Origin of the sequence: Paenibacillus fonticola DSM 21315 (genome assembly GCF_000381905.1) — a bacterium.
In the GTDB taxonomy this organism is placed as follows: domain Bacteria; phylum Bacillota; class Bacilli; order Paenibacillales; family Paenibacillaceae; genus Fontibacillus; species Fontibacillus fonticola.
The window spans coordinates 183,855-204,083 of record NZ_KB907248.1 but is presented as its reverse complement, the minus strand read 5'-3'; the positions used below and the strand labels follow the sequence as shown (position 1 = coordinate 204,083).

The 20,229-nt window shown below is 47.0% G+C and carries 20 protein-coding genes; 16 read left to right on the top strand and 4 right to left on the bottom strand.

The genetic code is table 11. The features are described 5' to 3' along the window. Positions 1–60: 60 nt before the first annotated feature. A complete protein-coding gene (locus G358_RS29480) occupies positions 61–765 on the bottom strand; it encodes a TerC family protein (protein WP_019636264.1) in 705 nt (234 codons plus the stop codon). Positions 766–933: 168 nt separating this feature from the next. Here G358_RS29480 and G358_RS0105825 point away from each other — a divergent pair, with 168 nt between their 5' ends. From G358_RS0105825 to G358_RS0105800, 6 genes are all read left to right on the top strand, one after another. Beyond that, a complete protein-coding gene (locus G358_RS0105825) occupies positions 934–1,593 on the top strand; it encodes a TerC family protein (protein WP_019636263.1) in 660 nt (219 codons plus the stop codon). 140 nt (positions 1,594–1,733) lie between these two features. Beyond that, positions 1,734–2,231: a hypothetical protein gene (locus G358_RS0105820; protein ID WP_019636262.1), complete on the top strand. Its 498-nt coding sequence runs from the start codon at positions 1,734–1,736 to the stop codon at positions 2,229–2,231. Between the two features lie 151 nt (positions 2,232–2,382). Further along, on the top strand, positions 2,383–4,224 hold the full coding sequence (gene typA / locus G358_RS0105815; RefSeq protein WP_019636261.1) for a translational GTPase TypA: 1,842 nt from the start codon (positions 2,383–2,385) through the stop codon (positions 4,222–4,224). Between the two features lie 62 nt (positions 4,225–4,286). Next, a complete protein-coding gene (locus G358_RS0105810) occupies positions 4,287–4,601 on the top strand; it encodes a YlaH-like family protein (RefSeq protein ID WP_019636260.1) in 315 nt (104 codons plus the stop codon). 124 nt (positions 4,602–4,725) lie between these two features. Further along, positions 4,726–5,814, top strand: coding sequence for an LCP family protein (locus tag G358_RS0105805; protein ID WP_019636259.1), 1,089 nt, complete (start codon positions 4,726–4,728; stop codon positions 5,812–5,814). Between the two features lie 76 nt (positions 5,815–5,890). Next, a complete protein-coding gene (locus G358_RS0105800; RefSeq protein WP_019636258.1) occupies positions 5,891–6,343 on the top strand; it encodes a pyridoxamine 5'-phosphate oxidase family protein in 453 nt (150 codons plus the stop codon). A 52-nt stretch (positions 6,344–6,395) separates the two neighbouring features. On the opposite strand, the gene G358_RS29475 is transcribed toward G358_RS0105800, so the two are convergent. After that, positions 6,396–7,061 (bottom strand): YhcN/YlaJ family sporulation lipoprotein, encoded by a 666-nt coding sequence (locus tag G358_RS29475; protein WP_019636257.1) that lies wholly within the window; start codon positions 7,059–7,061, stop codon positions 6,396–6,398. A gap of 110 nt (positions 7,062–7,171) precedes the next feature. On the opposite strand from G358_RS29475, the gene G358_RS0105790 reads away from it, so the two are divergent. Together G358_RS0105790 and G358_RS0105785 are read left to right on the top strand one after the other, a co-directional pair. Next, entirely contained in the window at positions 7,172–8,503 is a 1,332-nt protein-coding gene (locus G358_RS0105790) for a PhoH family protein (RefSeq protein ID WP_019636256.1), read from the top strand. Positions 8,504–8,666: 163 nt separating this feature from the next. After that, positions 8,667–9,941: a sugar ABC transporter substrate-binding protein gene (locus tag G358_RS0105785; RefSeq protein ID WP_026342087.1), complete on the top strand. Its 1,275-nt coding sequence runs from the start codon at positions 8,667–8,669 to the stop codon at positions 9,939–9,941. A gap of 19 nt (positions 9,942–9,960) precedes the next feature. Here G358_RS0105785 and G358_RS0105780 read toward each other — a convergent pair whose 3' ends face one another. Beyond that, positions 9,961–11,052 carry a coiled-coil domain-containing protein gene (locus G358_RS0105780; protein WP_019636254.1) on the bottom strand — a complete coding sequence of 364 codons (1,092 nt, stop codon included), beginning with the start codon at positions 11,050–11,052 and terminating at the stop codon, positions 9,961–9,963. Positions 11,053–11,276: 224 nt separating this feature from the next. After that, positions 11,277–11,513 (bottom strand): DUF2626 family protein, encoded by a 237-nt coding sequence (locus G358_RS0105775; RefSeq protein ID WP_019636253.1) that lies wholly within the window; start codon positions 11,511–11,513, stop codon positions 11,277–11,279. A 342-nt stretch (positions 11,514–11,855) separates the two neighbouring features. On the opposite strand from G358_RS0105775, the gene G358_RS0105770 reads away from it, so the two are divergent. The 8 genes from G358_RS0105770 to G358_RS0105735 all read left to right on the top strand — a co-directional run bounded on the left by G358_RS0105770 (position 11,856) and on the right by G358_RS0105735 (position 20,122). Next, a complete protein-coding gene (locus tag G358_RS0105770; protein ID WP_019636252.1) occupies positions 11,856–12,509 on the top strand; it encodes an RsfA family transcriptional regulator in 654 nt (217 codons plus the stop codon). Positions 12,510–12,687: 178 nt separating this feature from the next. After that, positions 12,688–13,656 carry a ketopantoate reductase family protein gene (locus G358_RS0105765; protein WP_019636251.1) on the top strand — a complete coding sequence of 323 codons (969 nt, stop codon included), beginning with the start codon at positions 12,688–12,690 and terminating at the stop codon, positions 13,654–13,656. Between the two features lie 71 nt (positions 13,657–13,727). Next, positions 13,728–14,120 carry a DUF3397 domain-containing protein gene (locus G358_RS0105760; RefSeq protein WP_019636250.1) on the top strand — a complete coding sequence of 131 codons (393 nt, stop codon included), beginning with the start codon at positions 13,728–13,730 and terminating at the stop codon, positions 14,118–14,120. Positions 14,121–14,399: 279 nt separating this feature from the next. Further along, entirely contained in the window at positions 14,400–16,100 is a 1,701-nt protein-coding gene (locus tag G358_RS0105755) for a peptide ABC transporter substrate-binding protein (protein WP_019636249.1), read from the top strand. Between the two features lie 196 nt (positions 16,101–16,296). Beyond that, positions 16,297–17,229, top strand: coding sequence for an ABC transporter permease (locus tag G358_RS0105750; protein WP_026342084.1), 933 nt, complete (start codon positions 16,297–16,299; stop codon positions 17,227–17,229). 3 nt (positions 17,230–17,232) lie between these two features. Further along, on the top strand, positions 17,233–18,183 hold the full coding sequence (locus G358_RS0105745) for an ABC transporter permease (RefSeq protein ID WP_019636247.1): 951 nt from the start codon (positions 17,233–17,235) through the stop codon (positions 18,181–18,183). A gap of 11 nt (positions 18,184–18,194) precedes the next feature. After that, entirely contained in the window at positions 18,195–19,190 is a 996-nt protein-coding gene (locus G358_RS0105740) for an ABC transporter ATP-binding protein (RefSeq protein ID WP_019636246.1), read from the top strand. Then, positions 19,187–20,122, top strand: coding sequence for an ABC transporter ATP-binding protein (locus tag G358_RS0105735; protein ID WP_019636245.1), 936 nt, complete (start codon positions 19,187–19,189; stop codon positions 20,120–20,122). Before G358_RS0105740 ends, G358_RS0105735 begins: the two co-directional genes overlap by 4 nt. Positions 20,123–20,229 lie beyond the last annotated feature (107 nt).

The following is a 20,229-nucleotide window of genomic DNA, read 5'->3' as shown; positions in this document are numbered from 1 at the left end:
GGACGGAACGCTCCGGGGAATCGGAGGAAGTTGCGTCCTCCCTCGGGCAGTCCTTTTTATTTAGCGGGCAGCCTGGCGGGATTGACGGTTATCATTATGCTCCCGCTGGCGCTGCTTAGCTGCGTAACCGGCACAAAGAACTCCGATGATGACAATAACGATAAATAAATAACGCAGTATAGGCTTATCCGCGAAAAAAGGCAGCAGATGCGGCTCTTCCGTAATCATGTGGGAGGCGGTATAAGCCAGCACGGCTGAGCCGGCGTAAGCGATCCAAGGAAACCTGCCAAGCAGCTTAATAAACAGCGTACTGCCCCAAATGACAATCGGTACGCTGATGAGAAGACCGATCACAACCAAAATTGTGTGCTGCTGGGAGGCGCCAGCCACGGCGATGACATTATCAAGGCCCATGGCGGCATCGGCAATTACAATAGTTCTTACCGCCGCCCAAAGGGAGTCTTTCGCTTCGATCGTCTCATGATCGCTTGCGTCGGCTAGCACTTTATATGCAATGTAGACGAGCATCGTACCGGCTATGGCGAGGAGCCAAGGAATTTTTAGCAGCCATACGACGATAAGCGTTGCCGTGATTCTAATGAAGACGGCGCCTGCGGTCCCGAACATAATCGCTTTCTTTTGAACGTGAGGCGGCAGCTTTCTGGCTGCCATTCCAATGACGATGGCATTATCACCGGCCAGAATTAGGTCAATGAATATGATGTTGATTAAGGCGATAAAAAACGCGGTGCTAAATAGTTCCACTGTTGTCACTTCTTCCTCAATTAAGTAGGAGATGCCGAATAGGACATAATTGAAAAGGCACTATAAGTATTAATTCACTAAATATTACTTTTGTCCAGTGTTGATTTTAGTAATAAAGGGTATAGGCTGAAAAAAAATCTCATACAAGTGTATGGGAGGGATAAGCCTATGGAGCATTTGTTATTGCTATTCGAAATACTGATCATCAATTTAGTGCTTAGCGGCGACAACGCGGTAGTTATCGCCATGGCCAGCAAAAATCTGCCTCTTCAGCAGCGCAGGCAGGCTGTATGGTGGGGGGCTTTTGCTGCCGTATTGATGCGGTGCATCCTGACATGGGTCGCCGTCACTTTGCTGAAGATCCCGTTTATCCAAGCTGTCGGGGGACTGCTGCTTGCGATGATTGCCTTCAAACTGCTTCAGAATCGCGAAGGCGCATCAGATCAAAGAGGGGCCGCAACTATCTTCAGGGCAATCAAGACGATACTAGCCGCGGACTTCATCATGAGCTTGGATAATGTACTGGCGATTGCTGCTTTGGCTGACGGTGATCTCGCCATACTTGTCATCGGCATTGCGATTAGTATACCCATTGTTGTCTGGGGAAGTAACCTGATTGCTGATTGGCTGCAGCGATTCCCGATATTAACGTTGACCGGAGCGGGCATACTAGGATATACAGCAGGGGATATGCTGTTGAAAGATGGCATATTAGGTTCTTTTCTGACACGGGCATTGCCAATGTTTCATACGTGGATTCCGCTGCTTATCGCGGCGGTTATTATCATTTTTGGCTGGTTCAACAACTACAAGACAGCATCCCGGTAGGTTTATGGCCAAATGCTTTTTTTATCGATTATGTTTGCGGGGAGTGGTTTTTTCCTCCATCTTCATATAAACTGGAAGCAAGAGGGTGTTACAATTTTAGTGGCTCTGTCCCAACTTGTCATAGGAAGGTATGTGATGGAATGTCCGACAACAACAAACTTATGACCGGAATACTCATTTTAGCTGCAGGCATTTTTATTTTGCTTGGAAAGTGGGGAGTATTCAGTTTTCTCGGAAAAGCGCTGTGGCCGTTTTTGTTGCTGGCACCGGGTATCGCGCTGCATTACTGGGTATTCTCAAGACGAGGCTCTGCTGAGCTGCTGCTCCCAGCGGGTATTCTCGTCGTATATTCCTTCCTGTTCTTTATCGGCATCATTTGGGGCTGGACAACTTTGTTTCACAAAATGTGGCCGGCATTTATACTCGGCATCGCTATAGGCTTGTTTGAATACTATGCTTATGCGTCTCAACGACAAAGCAGCTTGCTTATCGCTGCGATTACGCTTGGAGCGGTATCAATTGTTTTACTGGGCTGGAGTCTGTTTGCTTTTTCCTTCATTTATTTGCTGGCCCTTGTATTGATCGCCGTGGGGATTCTGCTTATTGCCGCTCGAGGAAACAGCCGCCGAATCTGGTAGAACTCTGGAAAGTTCTTGAATTATATCTGGATTTGCGTATAATATTAAGGATATGATAGAGCGTCGGAATTTTTCGTCCGGCGCTTCTTTTGGGTGGTCATTAGGCAAAGGCTGCAAAAGACACAGACATGAAAGGATTTGGAGAAACGATATGCATGAGAGAAAAAACATTCGCAATATAGCCATTATCGCTCACGTAGACCATGGCAAAACAACTTTAGTTGACAAGCTGCTGCAGCAGTCGGGAATTTATCGGGAGCATGAGACGGTGCAGGAGCGCGTTATGGACTCCAATGATTTGGAGCGTGAACGGGGCATTACGATTCTGGCCAAGAACACAGCGATTACGTACAAAGATTACTTGATTAATATTGTAGATACGCCGGGTCACGCCGATTTCGGCGGTGAAGTAGAACGGATTATGAAAATGGTGGATGGCGTTTTGCTCGTTGTCGATGCTTATGAAGGCTGCATGCCGCAAACGAAGTTTGTGCTGAGCAAGGCCCTGGAGTATCAGTTGACACCCATTGTAGTTGTAAATAAAATCGACCGCCCGGCCGCGCGGCCTGCGGAAGTGATCGATGAAGTGCTGGATCTATTCATTGAGCTGGAAGCAAGCGATGAGCAATTGGAATTCCCGGTCGTTTACGCTTCAGCGTTGAATGGAACATCCAGTCTCGATATGTCGCAGCAGGATAGCAATATGCAGGCGCTCTATGACACGATTGTCGAATATATACCCGCTCCGACCGAAAAGGTGGAAGAGCCGCTGCAATTTCTAGTTACGCTGATGGATTATAACGAATATTTGGGACGCGTGGCCATCGGAAGAGTCAACCGTGGTGTAATCCGGCAGGGCCAGCCTGTAGCCGTAATGACGCGCGAGGGCGGTAAGAAGTCCGCCCGTATTGAGAAGCTGTTCGGCTTTAAGGGGTTAAACCGGGTCGAGATCGATGAAGCCGGTGCCGGCGACATCGTAGCTATTGCCGGAATTAAGGATATTAACATCGGCGAGACGATCGCCGATTCGAATCATCCGGAAGCATTGCCTGTACTGAAAATCGATGAGCCTACACTCCAAATGACGTTCCTTGTAAACAACAGTCCGTTTGCGGGCCGTGAAGGAAAATGGGTTACCTCCCGGAAGCTGCGGGAGCGTTTGATGAAAGAGCTGGAGACGGATGTATCGCTCCGCGTAGATGAGACGGACAGCCCTGACGCCTTCGTTGTGTCGGGACGTGGCGAGCTGCACTTGGGGATTCTCATTGAGAATATGCGCAGAGAAGGATATGAGCTTCAGGTTTCCAAGCCGGAGGTTATCGTGAAGGAAATCGATGGGGTCAAGATGGAGCCGATCGAGCGTCTGCTTATCGATGTGCCGGAAGAGAGCATGGGGCCGGTAATGGAAAGTCTCGGCTCGCGCAAAGCAGAGATGGTGAACATGATTAACAGCGGTAACGGTCAGGTTCGTTTGGAGTTCCTTATTCCGGCCCGCGGTTTGATTGGTTACGGCACGCACTTCCTGACCTTGACGCGCGGCTATGGCGTAATGAATCATGCTTTTGACAGTTATGGGCCGTATGCCGGCGGGCAGGTTGGCGGTCGTCATCAAGGCGTGCTCGTATCGAGTGAGAACGGCGTTTCGAGTCTGTACGGGATAATGTCCATTGAGGACCGGGGCACGTTGTTTCTTGAACCGGGCAGCGAAATTTACGAAGGAATGATCGTGGGCGAGCATAACCGCGATAACGATATCGTAGTAAACATTTGTAAAGAAAAGCAGCTGAGTAATGTGCGTTCGGCAACGAAGGAAGAAACCGTCAAAATGAAAACGCCGCGGTTGTTCTCGCTGGAGCAGGCTTTGGAGTATTTGAATGACGATGAATATTGCGAGATTACGCCTCAAAATGTGCGCCTGCGCAAAAAACTTCTTAACAAGAGCGAGCGTGAACGTGCCGAAAAACATCGCAAAATGTCCGAGGCCAATCTATAATAAGGGAGTAAGGGCATAAATCTTTACTAATTACGTTAACTGCCTCGAAGGAGGGAACTGTATTGCAGCAATGGTTTGCCGATCACCCCGTGATCGCGTATTTTATCATTTTTGTATTAGTTGCTTTCGTGTACAATAAAGTGTTTCGGGCACAGCAGAAGCTGCCATTATGGAAAGAGATCATATTGTATTTGTTAATGGCCATCGGTTCCTTTATGCTGCTTATATTCCAAGTTGACAGGCTGCCGATCATTCAATGCTTGCTCGTTGCCGTAACTCTGATGCTGATGGTGCGTATTCGCTATTTTGTAGAAGGACGCCGGAATAAGAAAAACGCTGCTTCCGCAGCTGAAGGAGATGGCGGCACAAAGCTGTGACGGAGCTATCTGAGAGTTTTGCAACTTTTTATCATGTCGATACGTTGTTATGATAAAGTTGAATTCCGCTCGGATCGTCCGGCGCTATGAATGCTAAAACAGATGAAAAAAGGTGTTTTAATCCATGAGTTCTACACGTAGTGGCCTGCCTCCCCGGGAGCAAAATAATAAAAAATCTTCAAAAAGCTCGCGTAAAAGGAAGAAAAAGAAAGTTAGCGGATTTCAGAAGTTTCTGCGGGTCATTTTGACAATTATGATTATTTCTGCGCTTGGGGTAGGCATGTATATCGGATATATGCTCGTCACCTTGGATCAAGTGATCGATGAAACGGGAACCGAACAGAAGGTGGCTCCGGAGAAATCCGCTAAAGTAAAACCGTTAACGATGCTGCTTCTTGGGACGGATTACCGGCCGGAAACGAAGACGCACCTTACTGACGTAATGATGGTTATCGCTATGAATCCGGAAACCAAGTCGGCTACCGTAGTGTCGCTTCCGCGCGATACATTGCTGGAGTTGAAGGGATATAAGCCTAACAAGCTTAATGCCTATTATCCGATCTTTCTCTCGCAGGAGAAGAAGTCGGGGATTACGGCGAAGTATGAAATGAAGACGCTGATGAGCAAATATTTCGATCTTAACATCGATTATGTCACCGTCTTGAATTTCCAAGGCTTCCGAGATGTCGTCGATGCGCTTGGCGGAGTTAATATCAATGTCGATGCTGACATGTGTTACCAGGATCGTGCGGATAATACGAATATTAATCTGAAAAAAGGCCAGCAGCATTTATCGGGAGACGATGCGCTGGGATACGTGCGCTACCGCAAATCCAATTGTCAGCCGCGAACGAAAGCTTCCGATGACTTTGACCGCAACCGGCGTCAAAATGAAGTGCTGCATGCGCTGATTGATCAGGCGAAATCGCTGGATGGTGTATTGGGTGCCGGAAATGTCATTCAGGCGGTCGGCAAAAATATGGAAACAGATCTCGAGTCCCAGCAAATGAAAAATATAATTGCTGCTTATTGGAATATTTCCAAGGAGAATGTTTCCTTTATGCCGGTAACCGGGCAATGGAAAAATCCGTACGTCTATCTGAACGGCGAAGAGTTTGAGAAGGCCAGACAAGCTCTCAAGGATGAACTGGCTGGCGTTAAGCAACAGGCTGACGGCAGCGGAGCTGCCCAAGCCGCCGAACAAGGGAAGTAATGATTGAAGGCAAGTTTTGCGGCATGTTATAATACAATCATAAAGAAGGATTGTAATGTACAGGAGGGCTGGCTACATGTCCGAAATCGTTACGCAATTATCCGAACCGTTATACACTGTTTTCCAGTCCGAGACGTTTGTGCTGTTAAGCACGGTAGATGCGGAGTCCGGCGGTCCCACTTCAAGTGCGATTTCCTGGATTTATGCGCTGGACTATTCTACGCTTCGTTTGGCGCTTGACCATCGTTCAAGGCTGGTCGGAAATATTAAGACCCATCCAAAGGTCACGATTACGGTCTTTGGAGAAGGAACGATTTATGCGATTAATGGCAAAGCATCTGTAGCGCAAGATCCGCTAGAGGGTGTGCCCTTCAAAATGTGCTGCTTCGATGTGCATATCGAAGCGGTCCGTAACGCTCTGTTTTATGGGGCACAGCTTGCATCTGCTCCTGTGTACAATAAAGTTTATGATCGCCGTGCAGCGGACATGCTGGACGCGCAAGTGTTTGAATCCATGAAAAAAGCCTAGCGAAACTATTTTCGCTGGGCTTTTTTTGTTGGAATACGGGAGGAAATTCATTTTATTGGTAATATCCATTTGGTGTCATATGGCCTTTCTGATTTTGCTTTTGGGTTTTCATTCTTTGTTTTTGTGTCTTCGTATTTTGCTCATACGATTTCGTGGACGGCTTATTCCCCGTAGCTCCCGGCTTGCGTCCCTGCATGTAGTTTTCGGTTTTTGGCACTGTATCTCTAGGCATTTGCGGCATAATTCTTCCTATGATGTCAGCTAATTCTGTGGCGAACCCGGATACGGGATGACCTTGCCGGATTTTAGCGCCGATTTCTGAGAGCCGGTTGTTCAAATCGACGTCGGCGGTAACGACCGCTCCGGCGCCGTGAGGGTCCTTCCGCAGCGCTTCGGCTACCGTATATTTAATGTTGCCGACGCGCGCCCGTTCCAGCTTGCCGTCTACGTCAATGCCGACAACAGCCGTATTGCCCATAATGACGCAGCGAGCCCCTTTTACACCCGGCACGCGCTTCACCAACTGTTCCAGATGAGCTTGCTTACTGAGCTGGCTTGGATTGCCAGTGTTATTTGCAGCAAGGCGGCCGTCATGTGCAGTACTTTGAGCCCGGGGGACATTGTTTTTACTTTGTGGAGAGGGTGATGCCTTTTGTGATGTTGTATTACAGCCTGTAAGCACAATAGCCGTCAATAACAAATACAGCCATATTCGCATGTTAGATCGTCCTTTCGGGGAATGATGTCTGTCTTTAGATTTCCCGTCAGAACAAGAAATATGTATGTGAATACAAGAGGCTGCCAAGACAAGCGGTGGAGGGGATATCTGTGAAAAAAATATTTGTATTGGATACGAATGTACTGCTGCACGATCCCAATGCGATTTTTGCCTTTGAAGAAAATGAGGTCGTCATACCGGCTATCGTCCTGGAGGAAATAGATTCCAAGAAGAGGAATGCTGACGAGCTTGGCCGGAATGCACGGGGGGTTTCCCGGCTGCTTGACGGTCTTCGCGCAACAGGACATCTTCATGACGGAGTAAAGCTGGAAAATGGCGGGACCGTCAAGGTAGAGCTGAACCATCGCAGCTTCGCCAAAGTGCAGGAGATGTTCGGCGATATATCGAACGACAATCGCATTCTTGCCGTTGCCCTCAATTATCACTTGGAAGAGCAAGAACGGGGTTCGTTCAGGACGGTCGTCCTGGTCAGCAAGGACGTTCTTGTTCGCATAAAGGCAGACGTACTGGGGCTGACGGCAGAGGACTACTTATCCGATCGTGCGGCAGGGCCGAATGAGCAGTACGTTGGCCACTCCACCCTTAAAGTTCATCCCTCAGTAATTGATGAATTTTATTCTTACCGCACTCTGCCCATTAAACCGTTGGGACTATCCTATACCCTTTATCCTCATGAATTTGTCATATTGAAGGATGAAATGGGCAGCGGGAAGTCAGCCTTGCTAAAAGTGAGCGAGGATAGCCTACAGCTTATGCCGTTGTTTTTAAGCAATGAACCGGTGTGGGGAATTAGTGCGCGCAATGCCCAGCAGCGGATGGCGCTAGAGCTGCTGTTGAACGATGATATTCCGCTTGTGACTATTACAGGCAAGGCCGGAACCGGTAAAACTTTACTCGCTTTAGCAGCCGGCTTGCTGAAAGTAGAAGATGAGCATAAATATAAGAAATTGTTAATCGCCCGCCCCGTCGTTCCGATGGGAAAGGATATCGGGTACCTGCCTGGGGAAAAGGAGGAGAAGCTCCGTCCGTGGATGCAGCCGATTTATGATAACCTGGAATATTTGTTTGACACTAAAAAATCAGGAGATATCGATAAAATTTTAATGGGGCTTGGCAGTATTCAAGTCGAAGCTCTTACCTACATCCGTGGACGTTCCATCCCGGGGCAGTTCATTATAGTGGATGAAGCCCAAAACTTGACGCGTCATGAAGTGAAGACGATCGTCTCCCGGGTCGGGGAAGGCAGCAAAATAATATTGCTTGGGGATCCGGAGCAAATTGATCATCCTTATTTGGATTCTGCCAGCAACGGGCTGACATATCTTGTAGAACGTTTCAAACAGCAAGGGATAAGCGGCCATATTACTTTGGAGAAAGGCGAGCGCTCGAAATTAGCGCAAGTCGCTGCTGATCTCTTGTAAAAATTATTAAAAAAATAGGAACGTGCAGGCGATGATCCGCCGGATGTTTATCCGGCGGTACTTTTTGCCATGTTTTGTAGAGGACAAATCATGAGGGAATTTGTTACAATAGGTGATAATGCATGTTGGGCTGAAGATCGGAACATGGGGAGGAAGAACCGGTGTGAAGCGTAGAAATCAATGGGTGCTTTTTGCTATCCTTTTACTTGCTTTGATTAACTTGTCTCCAAGTAAGCAATCGACTCTCGTTCGCAATCAGGAAGGAGCAGCCCCAGAACCGGTATCGCTTCCGAGCCAAAAGACGGTTCAGGAGCCTGCCCATTTCCGGGTCGCTGTCCAAATGAATGAAGTGGAGTTTTTACGATTACAGCATATGAACTATGAATATATGAACACCCATGCCGATCAGGTCGAGCTGGTGAATTTATCATCTGCAGAATCGTACGATAATTTATTGCAGCAGTTTGAGCTGGGTGAATCCCCGGATGTCCTGCTGCTGGATAACGCCTGGATACGTAAATTTGCTTCCAGCGGCCATCTGATGCCTGCTGAACGTTATTATTCCAGCCCTTTAACGGGCGAGGTGCTGAGCGTATCGCTGGCCCAAAATGAATGGAACGGTTATATTTGGGGGGTTCCCTTCGATACGGATCCTTATGTATTCGTATACAATCCGAATGCAATCACAGAACTTGGAATGCAGCAGCCTCCAAAATCGGCAGATGAATGGGAGACCTTATTAACCGCTTTTAGGAAGCAGAACCGGGTACCGTATCTGCTTGCCGCAGATTTTAACGAGCCTTATGCCGCATTATCTTTATTGTGGCAGTTTGGAGGCAATACGGCGACGGACTCCCGGCCTATTTTTGAAATTAGTGATGGCATGCAGCAAGGAATTCAGTATTTGGAGGAAGTAAGGCCGTATTTACTGGCGAATATTGCAGACGCTAAGGCTTCTACTGATATTTGGAAGAGGATGTATGATGGAGAAGTCGTACTGAGTCTTGCCCGGGCATCAGAGGTCAAGCACGGCCAGCATCCGACAATGGATGTTTATCTGCCTGACCCGGGTCCTTCGGGCAAATCCATGTGGATCTATGGACGCAGCTATGTTATTTCGTCGAAGAGCAGCCATGCAGAAGCAGCTGGCTTATGGATTGCGGAGATGTCCTCTCTGGCCAGGCAGCGGGAGTGGTACGAAATTACCGGGCGCCTGCCTGTGTTGAAAACGCTATATTTTGATTTTCAGCGGAACAAAATCCCGGCATGGCTTCCCGTTTCACTCGTAAACAGCAAATCGGATGCTCTGCCTATAAGCAGCAGCCTTCCTGAGCAAATGGAGCAGTTCACACAAGCCTCTTTAAAATTTGTTCAGGGATATATCGGCACAAATCAATTTATGGATGAAATGACGCAAATCAGATCCTTCGATAAATAAGGAGCTGAGGCTCTCTGAACTAAAGAGAGAGCTTCAGCCTGACGGTCAGCGTTCCCTTCTGGATAATGGCCTCGGTGGCTTTCACGAAGGGAACTATTTTTTGGGGGTAAAATCCGAGATCATAGTCAGTTTGCAGCTCCATTCGCGTCGTATCTGGCAGCTCTAAACCGTTGAAAATGAGGCGGTCGACATGAAATACGATAGCGTTTTGGGGCTCATTTTCTACCGTATAATGCCCCTCAACCCGAAGATTGAGCTCTTCCCTGCTCCCGGTGGCGATAATTTTCTCCTCTTCAAAAATAAAGGACATATCGCTGAGTAAATTATTTTTTTGGTACAAAAATTGATTTAAGTCCTCCTCGCGTATTGTAAGAGTATAGCCCCCATTTTCAGAAATCAGGCTATTCTGATGCTCTTTAAGGAAGTCTTGAAAATCGGCCATGGCAGAAGAAAGGGCCTGAAAATAACGCTGCACCTCATACAATCCAACATTTTCCCAGTAAGCAGTCAATTCTCTAATCATCGCTTGCAAGTGCTCGGGATCCGTGCTGGCTCCGATTGAACCATCCACGCTGCGCTGCAGCTCCTCTACACGATCACGCTGTTCGAGCAAATTGTTTTTCATTTCTATCAACTCGCTGCTAAGGGCAGTGAGCTGCTGTCTTGAATTGTTAAGTTTGGCGTACTCATCTTTGTAAGCGGTCAGTACATCGCGATCTCTTTCCATAATGATCTGATAATAATCGAGCACAGTGAAGAAATCCTTCCAGCTGTTGACAGACAACAGCGCAGCCAGCAAATCTTCCCGTTCACCCATGTAATAAGCTCTTAGCCGCGCGCCGGCACGCTCTTGACTGATAAGTATTTGTTCCTCTTTCTTAACCAGTTCTGCGGAAAGCTTCAGCTTCGCGCGTTCCGTTTCCCGTTGCTTCGCTTCAATTCGGGCTATTTCCCGATCAATTTCAATAATGGAAAGGCTCTTTTCTAATATTTGCTGCTCCTCTGCCGTAAACGGAAGGGCGTGGGTGAGTGATGCAGAGGAAATAAAGCTTATAATAGCTAAGACGATGAGGAAAAAAGAGGAGCAGAAAGAAGAAATCGGATTGTTCAATTGCGTTCCTCTCCTTGGCTTGATCTATGTATATATATGATAACAGGACATAAAATAGCAGTAAGTAAAATTACTCATTTTTTAATACGTAACGGTGAACCGGTTTCCCCGGAATAAATGACGCGCTGCAACGAAAAAGAGCGCTCCGGCACTGGCCGAATCGCCCTTTGAATGGAAAGCGTGAACTGATTTTTAGCTAACATTGTTCGTCGCGCTTCTTAATTTTAGAGAGGCAGCCCCATTTGGAAAATCGTCCAATAACTGAAGCCTGTGAACGTTACAAGCATATATCCCCAGAAAAGCATGATATATGTTCTTTCCGTAAAATTCAAGTAACCGAAAATAACGAAAAATGCCGTTTGCAGGAAAAATAACAGGGCCATTTCAATATGACCACCGGCAAAGGCCATCAGTCCAATTGTTAGTGTGAAAAAACCAAGAACGCGGTACATGCGTGCCATAAGTAAGTCCCCTTTCATATGTATCAGCGACATCCCAATTTCTATACATCATTATACCCGTAACCCATACAACTGTAAACGAAAAGTCATCGATAATTAACTGTTTTCTTGATCACAGTGATTAATGTTATTGAATTACAAGGTAGTAATCGTAGTTTTCTCGCTTTTTTACAAACAAGGTATGACATTTGGTTATTTTGGATATACAAAATAGTATCAAATAGATTCTATGAATTCTATGAGAGGCATAGGATGGAGTAAGAAGCTTTTTTACCGATTCACCGACTCCGGAAGTGCCCGGAAGACGGTTATATTAGGATGTCGTTAGGAGGTTTTTATAGCATGACAGCTGTGAGACAAGATGCATGGAGTGCGGAAGATGATTTGATTTTGGCCGAGGTTACCTTGCGCCACATCCGCGAAGGCAGTACCCAACTTACCGCGTTTGAAGAGGTGGGCGAACGAATCGGGAGAACGGCAGCAGCTTGCGGTTTCCGCTGGAATAGCTGTGTCCGCAAAAAGTATGAGGCGGCGATTGCGATTGCGAAAGCGCAGCGGCAGAAGCGAAATTATATGAAAAAACAAGGGCCGATCTCAACTCATTCCTCAATAGCTTCACTCGCTTCCGTAGATCTGGAAGAGGGGCTCTATAAAAGTGAAGGGGTTACGGAAGAGACGATTTCTATCGATGCGGTCATCCGTTTTTTACGAGGCTGGAAAAATACGGTGCAGGAAACGAGCAGATATGTCAAACAGCTGGAAAAGGAGCTGCGCGACAAAGATGAGGAATTGACAGCGCTGCGCGAGGAAAAGAATCGTCTGTCTCATCAGGTAAATGAAGTGCAGACGGACTATCGGGTCGTTAACGACGACTATAAAGCGCTGATTCAAATTATGGATCGAGCCCGCCGACTTGCTTTTTTGAATGAAGAAGATGAGGAGTCGAAGACACGGTTCAAAATGGATGCCAACGGTAATTTGGAACGCATTGAATAGCTTGAAACATGAATAGCTTTGCACAGCTTAAAACATTGAATCGCATCTAATCGCATTAGAATAGCATAACGGCAAAGGCAAGGGGCTCCCCCATAGTGAAGTAGCATTTAGCTGCTTGGGGGAGTCCCATCTTTGTGTTTACAGGACAAAATTTGGTATAAAGGAGATAACAGTTGCGATGAAAAGGGTGGACGAAATGAAAATTGATATTGTCGGTGCAGGGGCACTCGGTTTGCTGTATGGCGGCAAGCTGGCCGCTTCCGGTCAACAGGTCCGTTTCTGGACACGGACTTCTGAGCAGGCCAGTAGGCTGGTATCCCAGGGGATCACTTTAGAAGAGGGCGCTGGCCGCACTGAAGTTGTGCGGGGGAATATCGGGGCTTATCCGATTCAGGAAGCGATCTCTCGGTTAAGGACAGGAAAAGATGCAGAGTGGATATTGGTGATGACCAAGCAGCGGCATATCGATAAGGCGCTAATAAGCGGAATACAATCGTTATCAGGGAAAAATACAAAGGTGCTTTGTTTTCAAAACGGGATAGGGCATCTGGAGTTGTTGGAGAATGCCTTACGGTCGATTCCGGTTTATGCTGCGATTACAACGGAAGGGGCGAAACGTACCGGGACGAATTGTGTCGTTCGCTCTGGCACGGGGACAACCTCGGTAGGACTAGTTGGAAATGGTCATTTACGAGAACAGCCTCATTTAAAAAAAGCAGCAGAAAAGTTAATTGATGCCTTTGTTACAGCAGGATTTTACACTCTTCTGTCGAAAGAAATCGGTAGGGAAATTTACAGGAAACTATTGATCAATGCCGCTATAAATCCGCTTACAGCAATCTGGCGCATTCCCAATGGAGAGCTGCTGGAAACAGCGGAACGAACTGCTCTGCTCAAGCAGCTTTGTGACGAGGCTATTTCCGTCTATAACGCAAAGGGCGTTTCCTTTGAGGGAGATGCTTATGCGCAGGTGGCTGAGGTATGCCGCTCCACCGCGAGTAATACGTCGTCCATGCTGAAGGATGTCATTCAAGGAACGCCCACTGAGATTGACTATATTAACGGAAAGCTGGTAGAGATGGCCAGGCTGGTCAACATCCCGGTTCCAGGTCATGAAACGGTTTGGCGGCTTGTTCGTGGAATGTGAAGAACGATACAACAAATTACGGAACGATGAAATCAAGCTATTGCTATGCATCATTTGCAGGAGGTGGAAATATGAAACTGCTACTCACACTACAAGATACTCTAAGCATTCTCGCGATGTTACCCATCGTCCCCTTTTTACTCGTCTATTTCATTCATTATTATTTAAACAAAGATAAGAAGGCCGCTGTGCTTCTCGCTATGGACGTTACAACAATATTTTTAATTATATCCGCTTCGGCCTTATTTAATATCGTTTTTAAGAATGGCTTCGGTTTTTATTTGATCGTTCTTATACTGCTGATTGCCGGCGGCCTGATCGGCGGGGCACAGAATCGCCTTAAAGGTAAAGTCGACGTCAGGAGATTGTTGCGCGCAGTATGGCGGTTGGCTTTTGCCGGGACAGGCGCCGCTTATATTGTTCTGTTTTTAATCAACTTCTTTACATATGTTTTCACAGCTTAAGATATCATAGAAGTGGTTTAATAATAAAGTATGAAGCATATTACCAAAAGTGAATTGTTTTTCCTGTAGAAACCATAAAATTCCACTTATTCGTTGTTTTTCGTGCTTAAATACGACCGTACGACAAAGTCAATAATGTATAAAGGACTATTTTGTTAAGAAAAAGCAAAGGATTTTATTAACAATCGTTCAATTCTTAAAAATTGTATTGGATTTTTTGACCGCTGGTTGTATAATCTAAAAACATATACCACAAATTTTTAAGGGGGATATTGCTAGATGAAGAAGAATAAGAGTCTCTTGCTTCTTTTAACATTGGTTCTGGCACTGAGCACATTGCTTGCTGCATGCGGTTCCAATGATAAAGGTGCCTCGAATGGCGGCAAGAACAATACGCCGGCTGAAAATGGAAACAGCGGTGAGGATGGATTGGCTGCAGACCAAACGCTTAGAATTAATCTTAGCGCTGAACCGCCAACATTCGACCCTGCACTGGCAGAAGACAGCCAAGCTAACACTGTCCTCAAAACGATGTATGAAGGCCTTGTTCGTGTGGACGATGAAGGTCAGCCGCTTCCGGGCACTGCCGAAACCTGGGATGTGGACGGTGTAAAATATACATTCCATCTTCGTAAAGATGCCGTATGGAGCAACGGCGATCCGGTTACCGCACATGACTTCGTATTTGCATGGGAGCGCGTGCTAAGCCCAGAGACTATGCCTGCGCCAACTTATGCTTATCAACTGTATTATTTGAAAAATGCGCAAAAATATAACGAAGGCGAAATTTCTGATTTCAGCCAAGTTGGGGTGAGAGCGGCTGATGACTATACGCTTGAAGTAGAATTAGAAGCGCCGACGCCTTATTTCCTTGGTCTGACTTCTTTCTATACGTATTATCCGGTGCATCAATCCGTTAAAGGCGACGAAAAGTGGGCGTTAGATGCCAGCAAAATGATCGTTAACGGTCCGTTTACTTTGACCAATTGGACGAAAGGCCAAACGATTGAAGTAACGAAGAATGATAAATATTGGGACAAAGACAACATCAAGCTGAACAAAATTACGATGTCACTCGTAAATAGCAGCGCATCCGAGCTGGCTAGTTACAAAAACAATGAGTTGGATCGTGCTGGACATCCGCACGGTGAAATTCCAACCGACCAAATTCCAATTCTTGAAAAAGATCTGAAAGACGAGTTGAAAATAAAAGGAATTGCCAGCACGTACTACTACCAATTCAACACGACAGAAAAACCATTTGATAACTTTAAAATCCGCAAAGCGTTTGCCATGGCGATTGATCGTCAAATTCTCGTAGATAAAGTAGCGCTCGGCGGGCAAATTCCGGCCTTCGGCTTCGTTCCCCCAGGCATTAAAGGGATTAATGATGAGTACCGTGTAGAGAATAAAGATGACTACTTTGCTGAAAATATCGAAGAAGCGAAAAAGCTTCTCGAAGAAGGCATGCAGGAAGAAGGCTATACGAAACTGCCAGACATTACATTGCTCTATAACTCCAATGATGCGCACAAGAAATTTGCTCTTGCTGTAGCGGATATGTGGAAGCAAAACCTTGGCGTTGACGTGCAAACGCAAAACCAAGAATGGGCCGTGTTCCTGGAGAACCGTCAGAACCTGAACTACCAAGTTGCGCGTGCCGGCTGGAGCGCAGACTATAACGATCCGATGACATTCCTTGATATGTGGACTTCGAACAGTCCTCACAACGATGTGGGCTTCAAGAATGAAGAGTATGATAAGCTGATTGCTGAAGCTAAGGCAACAGAAGACAATGAAAAACGGAACGAAAACTTCAAAAAAGCTGAAGAAATTTTCGTTAAAGAAACTATGGCGATTTTGCCACTCTACTACTATACAAATGTAGGCTTGGAAAAACCATGGCTCAAAGGCGTATCACTCGATTTCAGTGGTGCGATCGATTATACTCGCGCTTACATTACGGAAGAGCGTAAGTAATTTGAATAGCTGCTCCGGGATATATATGTGGGTATTCCATATATATCCCGTTTTTTTGTATGTGATTTGAAATTTCAAGAGTTTTGTACTTATGGCAATTATATTGAATAGACATGGTGAAATAATTACCCTAAAATCGATTTATGTCGAAAAATGTTTTTTTGTCGAAAATTATCATAAGGAGGTGCTAACGGGCATGGTTCGTTATATTGCCAATAAGTTTTTCTATATGTTGGTTTCGTTATTTATTCTAATCTCAGCCACCTTCTTTCTTATGAAAGCAATTCCAGGGGACCCTTTTACCTCGGAGAAAAAAGTGCCGCCTGCGATTAAGGAGCGTCTATATGAACAATATGGTTTAGATAAGCCCGTTTATCAGCAGTATTTGAAATATTTAGGGGATATAGCTCAAGGGAACTTCGGTATTTCAATGAAGAGGGCCAACCAAGACGTATCTGAAATTATCGGACAGACATTCTCCTCTTCTTTGAAATTAGGGCTTGTAGCGATCGTTGTCGCGGTTGTCGTCGGTGTACTGCTCGGAATGCTGGCAGCGCTATATCATCGCAAGCTGATGGATAACGTGGCGATGGTGCTAGCGGTGCTTGGAATTGCTGTACCCAGCTTCGTTGTGGCTACCATGCTTCAATATGTATTTGCATCCAAGCTCCACTGGTTGCCGACGACGGGCTTTAATGGGCCGCTGTATTATTTTTTGCCGGTAGCGGCTTTGACGGCTCAGCCAATCGCGTTCATTGCCCGCCTGACCCGTTCAAGCATGCTGGAAGTGCTGCATGCTGATTATATTAAGACGGCGAAAGCGAAGGGCCTCGGCTGGATGGCCATCTTGTTCCGTCATGTCATTCGGAATGGAATTATGCCGGTCATCACTTACTTAGGACCAATGACTGCGAATATCGTAACGGGTTCCGTCGTCATTGAGCAACTTTTCGGAATCGGCGGTATCGGCAAGCAGTTCGTTGAGGTGATAAGCAACCGTGACTATCCAATCATTATGGGGATTACGATATTCTACGGAATCCTGCTAATGTTTGCTCGCTTTATTACGGATATCGCTTACGTACTTGTAGATCCACGCATTAAACTCAACAAAGGGAAGGAGGGGTAACGGATGGATCTAAAACAGATGAAAGTTATGCCGGCCCCTGCTGATCTGAAGCCGGAGGATTTCCGTAAAATCGGCATGGACGAGAAGGAAGCGGAAGTCATTCAACGCGAAAGTATTTCTGCGTGGCAAGATGCGTGGTATCGTTTGCGTACCAACAAGCTGGCCATGTTTGCGCTCTGTGTACTGATATTCATTTGTGTTGCGGCTATTATTGGCCCGATGATTTCTAATTACGACTATTATTCTAATGATTATCTGAATACGAATTCGAAGCCTTCGGCAGAGCATTGGTTTGGAACCGATGATTTGGGGCGCGATATGTTCGTTCGTACCTGGATGGGGGCTAGAATTTCCCTGATCGTGGGCTTGGCTGCTGCCTGTATCGACTTGTTGATCGGCGTTATTTATGGCGGCATTATGGGGTATTACGGCGGCCGTGTGGATGAAATCATGAATAAGTTTTCCGAGATTCTGTATGCCATCCCTTACCTTCTGGTAACGATTCTGCTGCTTGTCGTATTGGAGCCGAGTTTGGGTACGATTATTTTGGCTTTGACGATTACCGGATGGATTAACATGTCTTGGATTGTACGCGGTGAAATTATGCAGCTCAAAAACCGTGAATTTGTGCTTGCTTCCCGTTCCATGGGCGCAGGATCAGGACGCCTGTTATTCCGTCACTTGCTCCCGAACGCTGTGGGACCGATTATCGTTACTGTCACGTTGTCTGTTCCAAACGCGATCTTTGCTGAAGCGTTCCTTAGCTTCCTTGGCCTCGGCGTGCAGGCGCCGATCGCTTCCCTTGGTTCGATGATTAATGACGCGCTTACCGCATGGGAAGCTTACCCATGGCGCATGTTGTTCCCGGCTATTCTAATTAGCTTAACTATGCTATGCTTTAACATTTTCGGCGATGGTCTTCGTGACGCGCTGGATCCAAAACTGAAGAAATAGGAGGTGGAATGATGGAACCGATTTTACAAGTTAAGGATCTGCATGTATCCTTCCAGGTTAAAGGCGGAGAAGTAAAGGCCGTTCGTGGCATGAACTTTGAAATAGGTAAGGGGGAAACGGTTGCTATCGTCGGTGAGTCAGGCAGTGGTAAAAGTGTCACGGCCCAAACAGTCATGCGTCTGATCCCGTCCCCTCCATCGATCATTAAGCAAGGCGAAATCCTGTTCCAAGGACAGGATTTGCTCAAGAAAAGCAATAAAGAAATGGAAGCCATTCGCGGTAAAGATATTGGCATGATTTTTCAAGACCCGATGACCTCTTTGAATCCGACGATTAAAATCGGGAAGCAGATTACCGAAGTACTAATCAAACATCAGAATATGTCAGCGGCTGAAGCGAAAACCGAAGCGATCGAAATGTTGAAACTTGTCGGTATCAAAAACGCGGAAGCCCGCTTTAATCAATATCCTCATGAATTTTCCGGGGGGATGCGTCAGCGCGCGATGATCGCGATTGCCCTGGCTTGCCGGCCAGCTTTGCTGATCGCCGATGAGCCGACGACCGCCCTTGATGTGACAATACAGGCGCAAATTATGGATCTAATGAAGGAGATGCAGCAGCGTCTCGGAACCTCGATTATTCTCATTACGCACGATCTCGGCGTCGTAGCTGGCACGTGCGATCGTGTGATCGTCATGTATGCTGGAGAAGTGGTGGAAACCGGAACAAAATGGGAAATTTTCAAAAACCCTCAGCATCCTTACACTAAGGGACTGCTTCGTTCCATGCCGCGCCTCGATCAGAAGAAGAACGAGCCGCTTATTCCGATTATCGGGACCCCGCCCGATCTAATTAAACCGCCGCTCGGCTGCCCGTTTGCAGCCCGCTGCGATCAGGCGATGAAGATTTGTGAGCGGATCGATCCGGAAGCAACCGTGTTTAGCGACACGCATACTGCGCGGTGCTGGGATCTGCATCCGATGGCGAAGGAGGCGCAGTCGTCTTGAATAAAAATTTGATCGAGGTCGAAGGCCTAAGGAAATATTTTAATGTTGGCGGCGGTAATGTGCTGAAGGCCGTCAACGATATAAGCTTCTCCATTGCGGAAGGGGAAACGCTAGGACTGGTTGGCGAGTCGGGCTGCGGTAAATCGACGGCAGGACGGACCATTCTCCGTTTATACGAGCCTACTGGAGGCAGCGTCAAGTTCAACGGGGTAGATATCAGCAAGCTTCCTTCCAAGAAAATGAAAGCGATGCGCCGCGATATGCAGATGATTTTTCAAGATCCGTATGCGTCGCTGAACCCGAGATTTACCGTCACCGATATTATCGGCGAGGCGCTGGACATCCACAATATGGCCGGCAGCCGGGCGGAGCGGAAGAAACGGGTCGAGGAGCTGCTCGATATGGTCGGTCTCAACCCGGACCACGCGACGCGTTACCCGCATGAATTTTCCGGCGGTCAGCGCCAGCGGATCGGGATTGCCCGTGCGCTTGCCGTTAACCCGAAATTCATCATTTGCGATGAGCCGATCTCCGCGCTGGATGTTTCGATTCAGGCCCAGGTCGTTAACCTGCTTAAAGATTTGCAGGATCGCCTGGGATTGACTTACTTGTTCATCGCGCATGACCTGTCTATGGTTAAGCATATAAGCGACAGAGTGGCCGTAATGTATTTGGGCCGCATCGTGGAGCTTGCGGAGAGCGAGGAGCTGTATGCAAATCCGATGCATCCGTATACGAAGACGCTTCTGTCCGCTATCCCGATCCCGGATCCGGAGATTGAAGCGAACAAGAAGCGCATTTTGCTGGAGGACAACGCCAATGGTCCGATCCAATCGGCTAAAGGCGGTTCCGGCGGCGGTGCCTTTGATTTGGAAAACTCGGAATTGGTGGAGGTTACAAAAGGCCACTGGGTTTCCATGCCCAAGAAATAAGCGCAGCAAGCGTAAAACTCTCCCAGCGTCGCCTGGGAGAGTTTTTTCGCCTGGATTTTCACTTTGACGGGGGAGGAGTACATTCGGTACAATCGGAATTAGGTTTC

What these genes read in the sequence shown, in the direction of transcription:
- G358_RS29475 (WP_019636257.1), bottom strand. Translation starts at nt 7,061, where the DNA reads ATGCGAATATGGCTGTATTTGTTATTGACGGCTATTGTGCTTACAGGC.
- G358_RS0105820 (WP_019636262.1), top strand. Translation starts at nt 1,734, where the DNA reads ATGTCCGACAACAACAAACTTATGACCGGAATACTCATTTTAGCTGCA.
- G358_RS0105825 (WP_019636263.1), top strand. Translation starts at nt 934, where the DNA reads ATGGAGCATTTGTTATTGCTATTCGAAATACTGATCATCAATTTAGTG.
- G358_RS0105745 (WP_019636247.1), top strand. Translation starts at nt 17,233, where the DNA reads ATGGATCTAAAACAGATGAAAGTTATGCCGGCCCCTGCTGATCTGAAG.
- G358_RS0105800 (WP_019636258.1), top strand. Translation starts at nt 5,891, where the DNA reads ATGTCCGAAATCGTTACGCAATTATCCGAACCGTTATACACTGTTTTC.
- G358_RS0105740 (WP_019636246.1), top strand. Translation starts at nt 18,195, where the DNA reads ATGGAACCGATTTTACAAGTTAAGGATCTGCATGTATCCTTCCAGGTT.
- G358_RS0105765 (WP_019636251.1), top strand. Translation starts at nt 12,688, where the DNA reads ATGAAAAGGGTGGACGAAATGAAAATTGATATTGTCGGTGCAGGGGCA.
- G358_RS0105760 (WP_019636250.1), top strand. Translation starts at nt 13,728, where the DNA reads ATGAAACTGCTACTCACACTACAAGATACTCTAAGCATTCTCGCGATG.
- typA (WP_019636261.1), top strand. Translation starts at nt 2,383, where the DNA reads ATGCATGAGAGAAAAAACATTCGCAATATAGCCATTATCGCTCACGTA.
- G358_RS0105805 (WP_019636259.1), top strand. Translation starts at nt 4,726, where the DNA reads ATGAGTTCTACACGTAGTGGCCTGCCTCCCCGGGAGCAAAATAATAAA.
- G358_RS0105775 (WP_019636253.1), bottom strand. Translation starts at nt 11,513, where the DNA reads ATGGCACGCATGTACCGCGTTCTTGGTTTTTTCACACTAACAATTGGA.
- G358_RS0105755 (WP_019636249.1), top strand. Translation starts at nt 14,400, where the DNA reads ATGAAGAAGAATAAGAGTCTCTTGCTTCTTTTAACATTGGTTCTGGCA.
- G358_RS0105750 (WP_026342084.1), top strand. Translation starts at nt 16,297, where the DNA reads ATGGTTCGTTATATTGCCAATAAGTTTTTCTATATGTTGGTTTCGTTA.
- G358_RS0105770 (WP_019636252.1), top strand. Translation starts at nt 11,856, where the DNA reads ATGACAGCTGTGAGACAAGATGCATGGAGTGCGGAAGATGATTTGATT.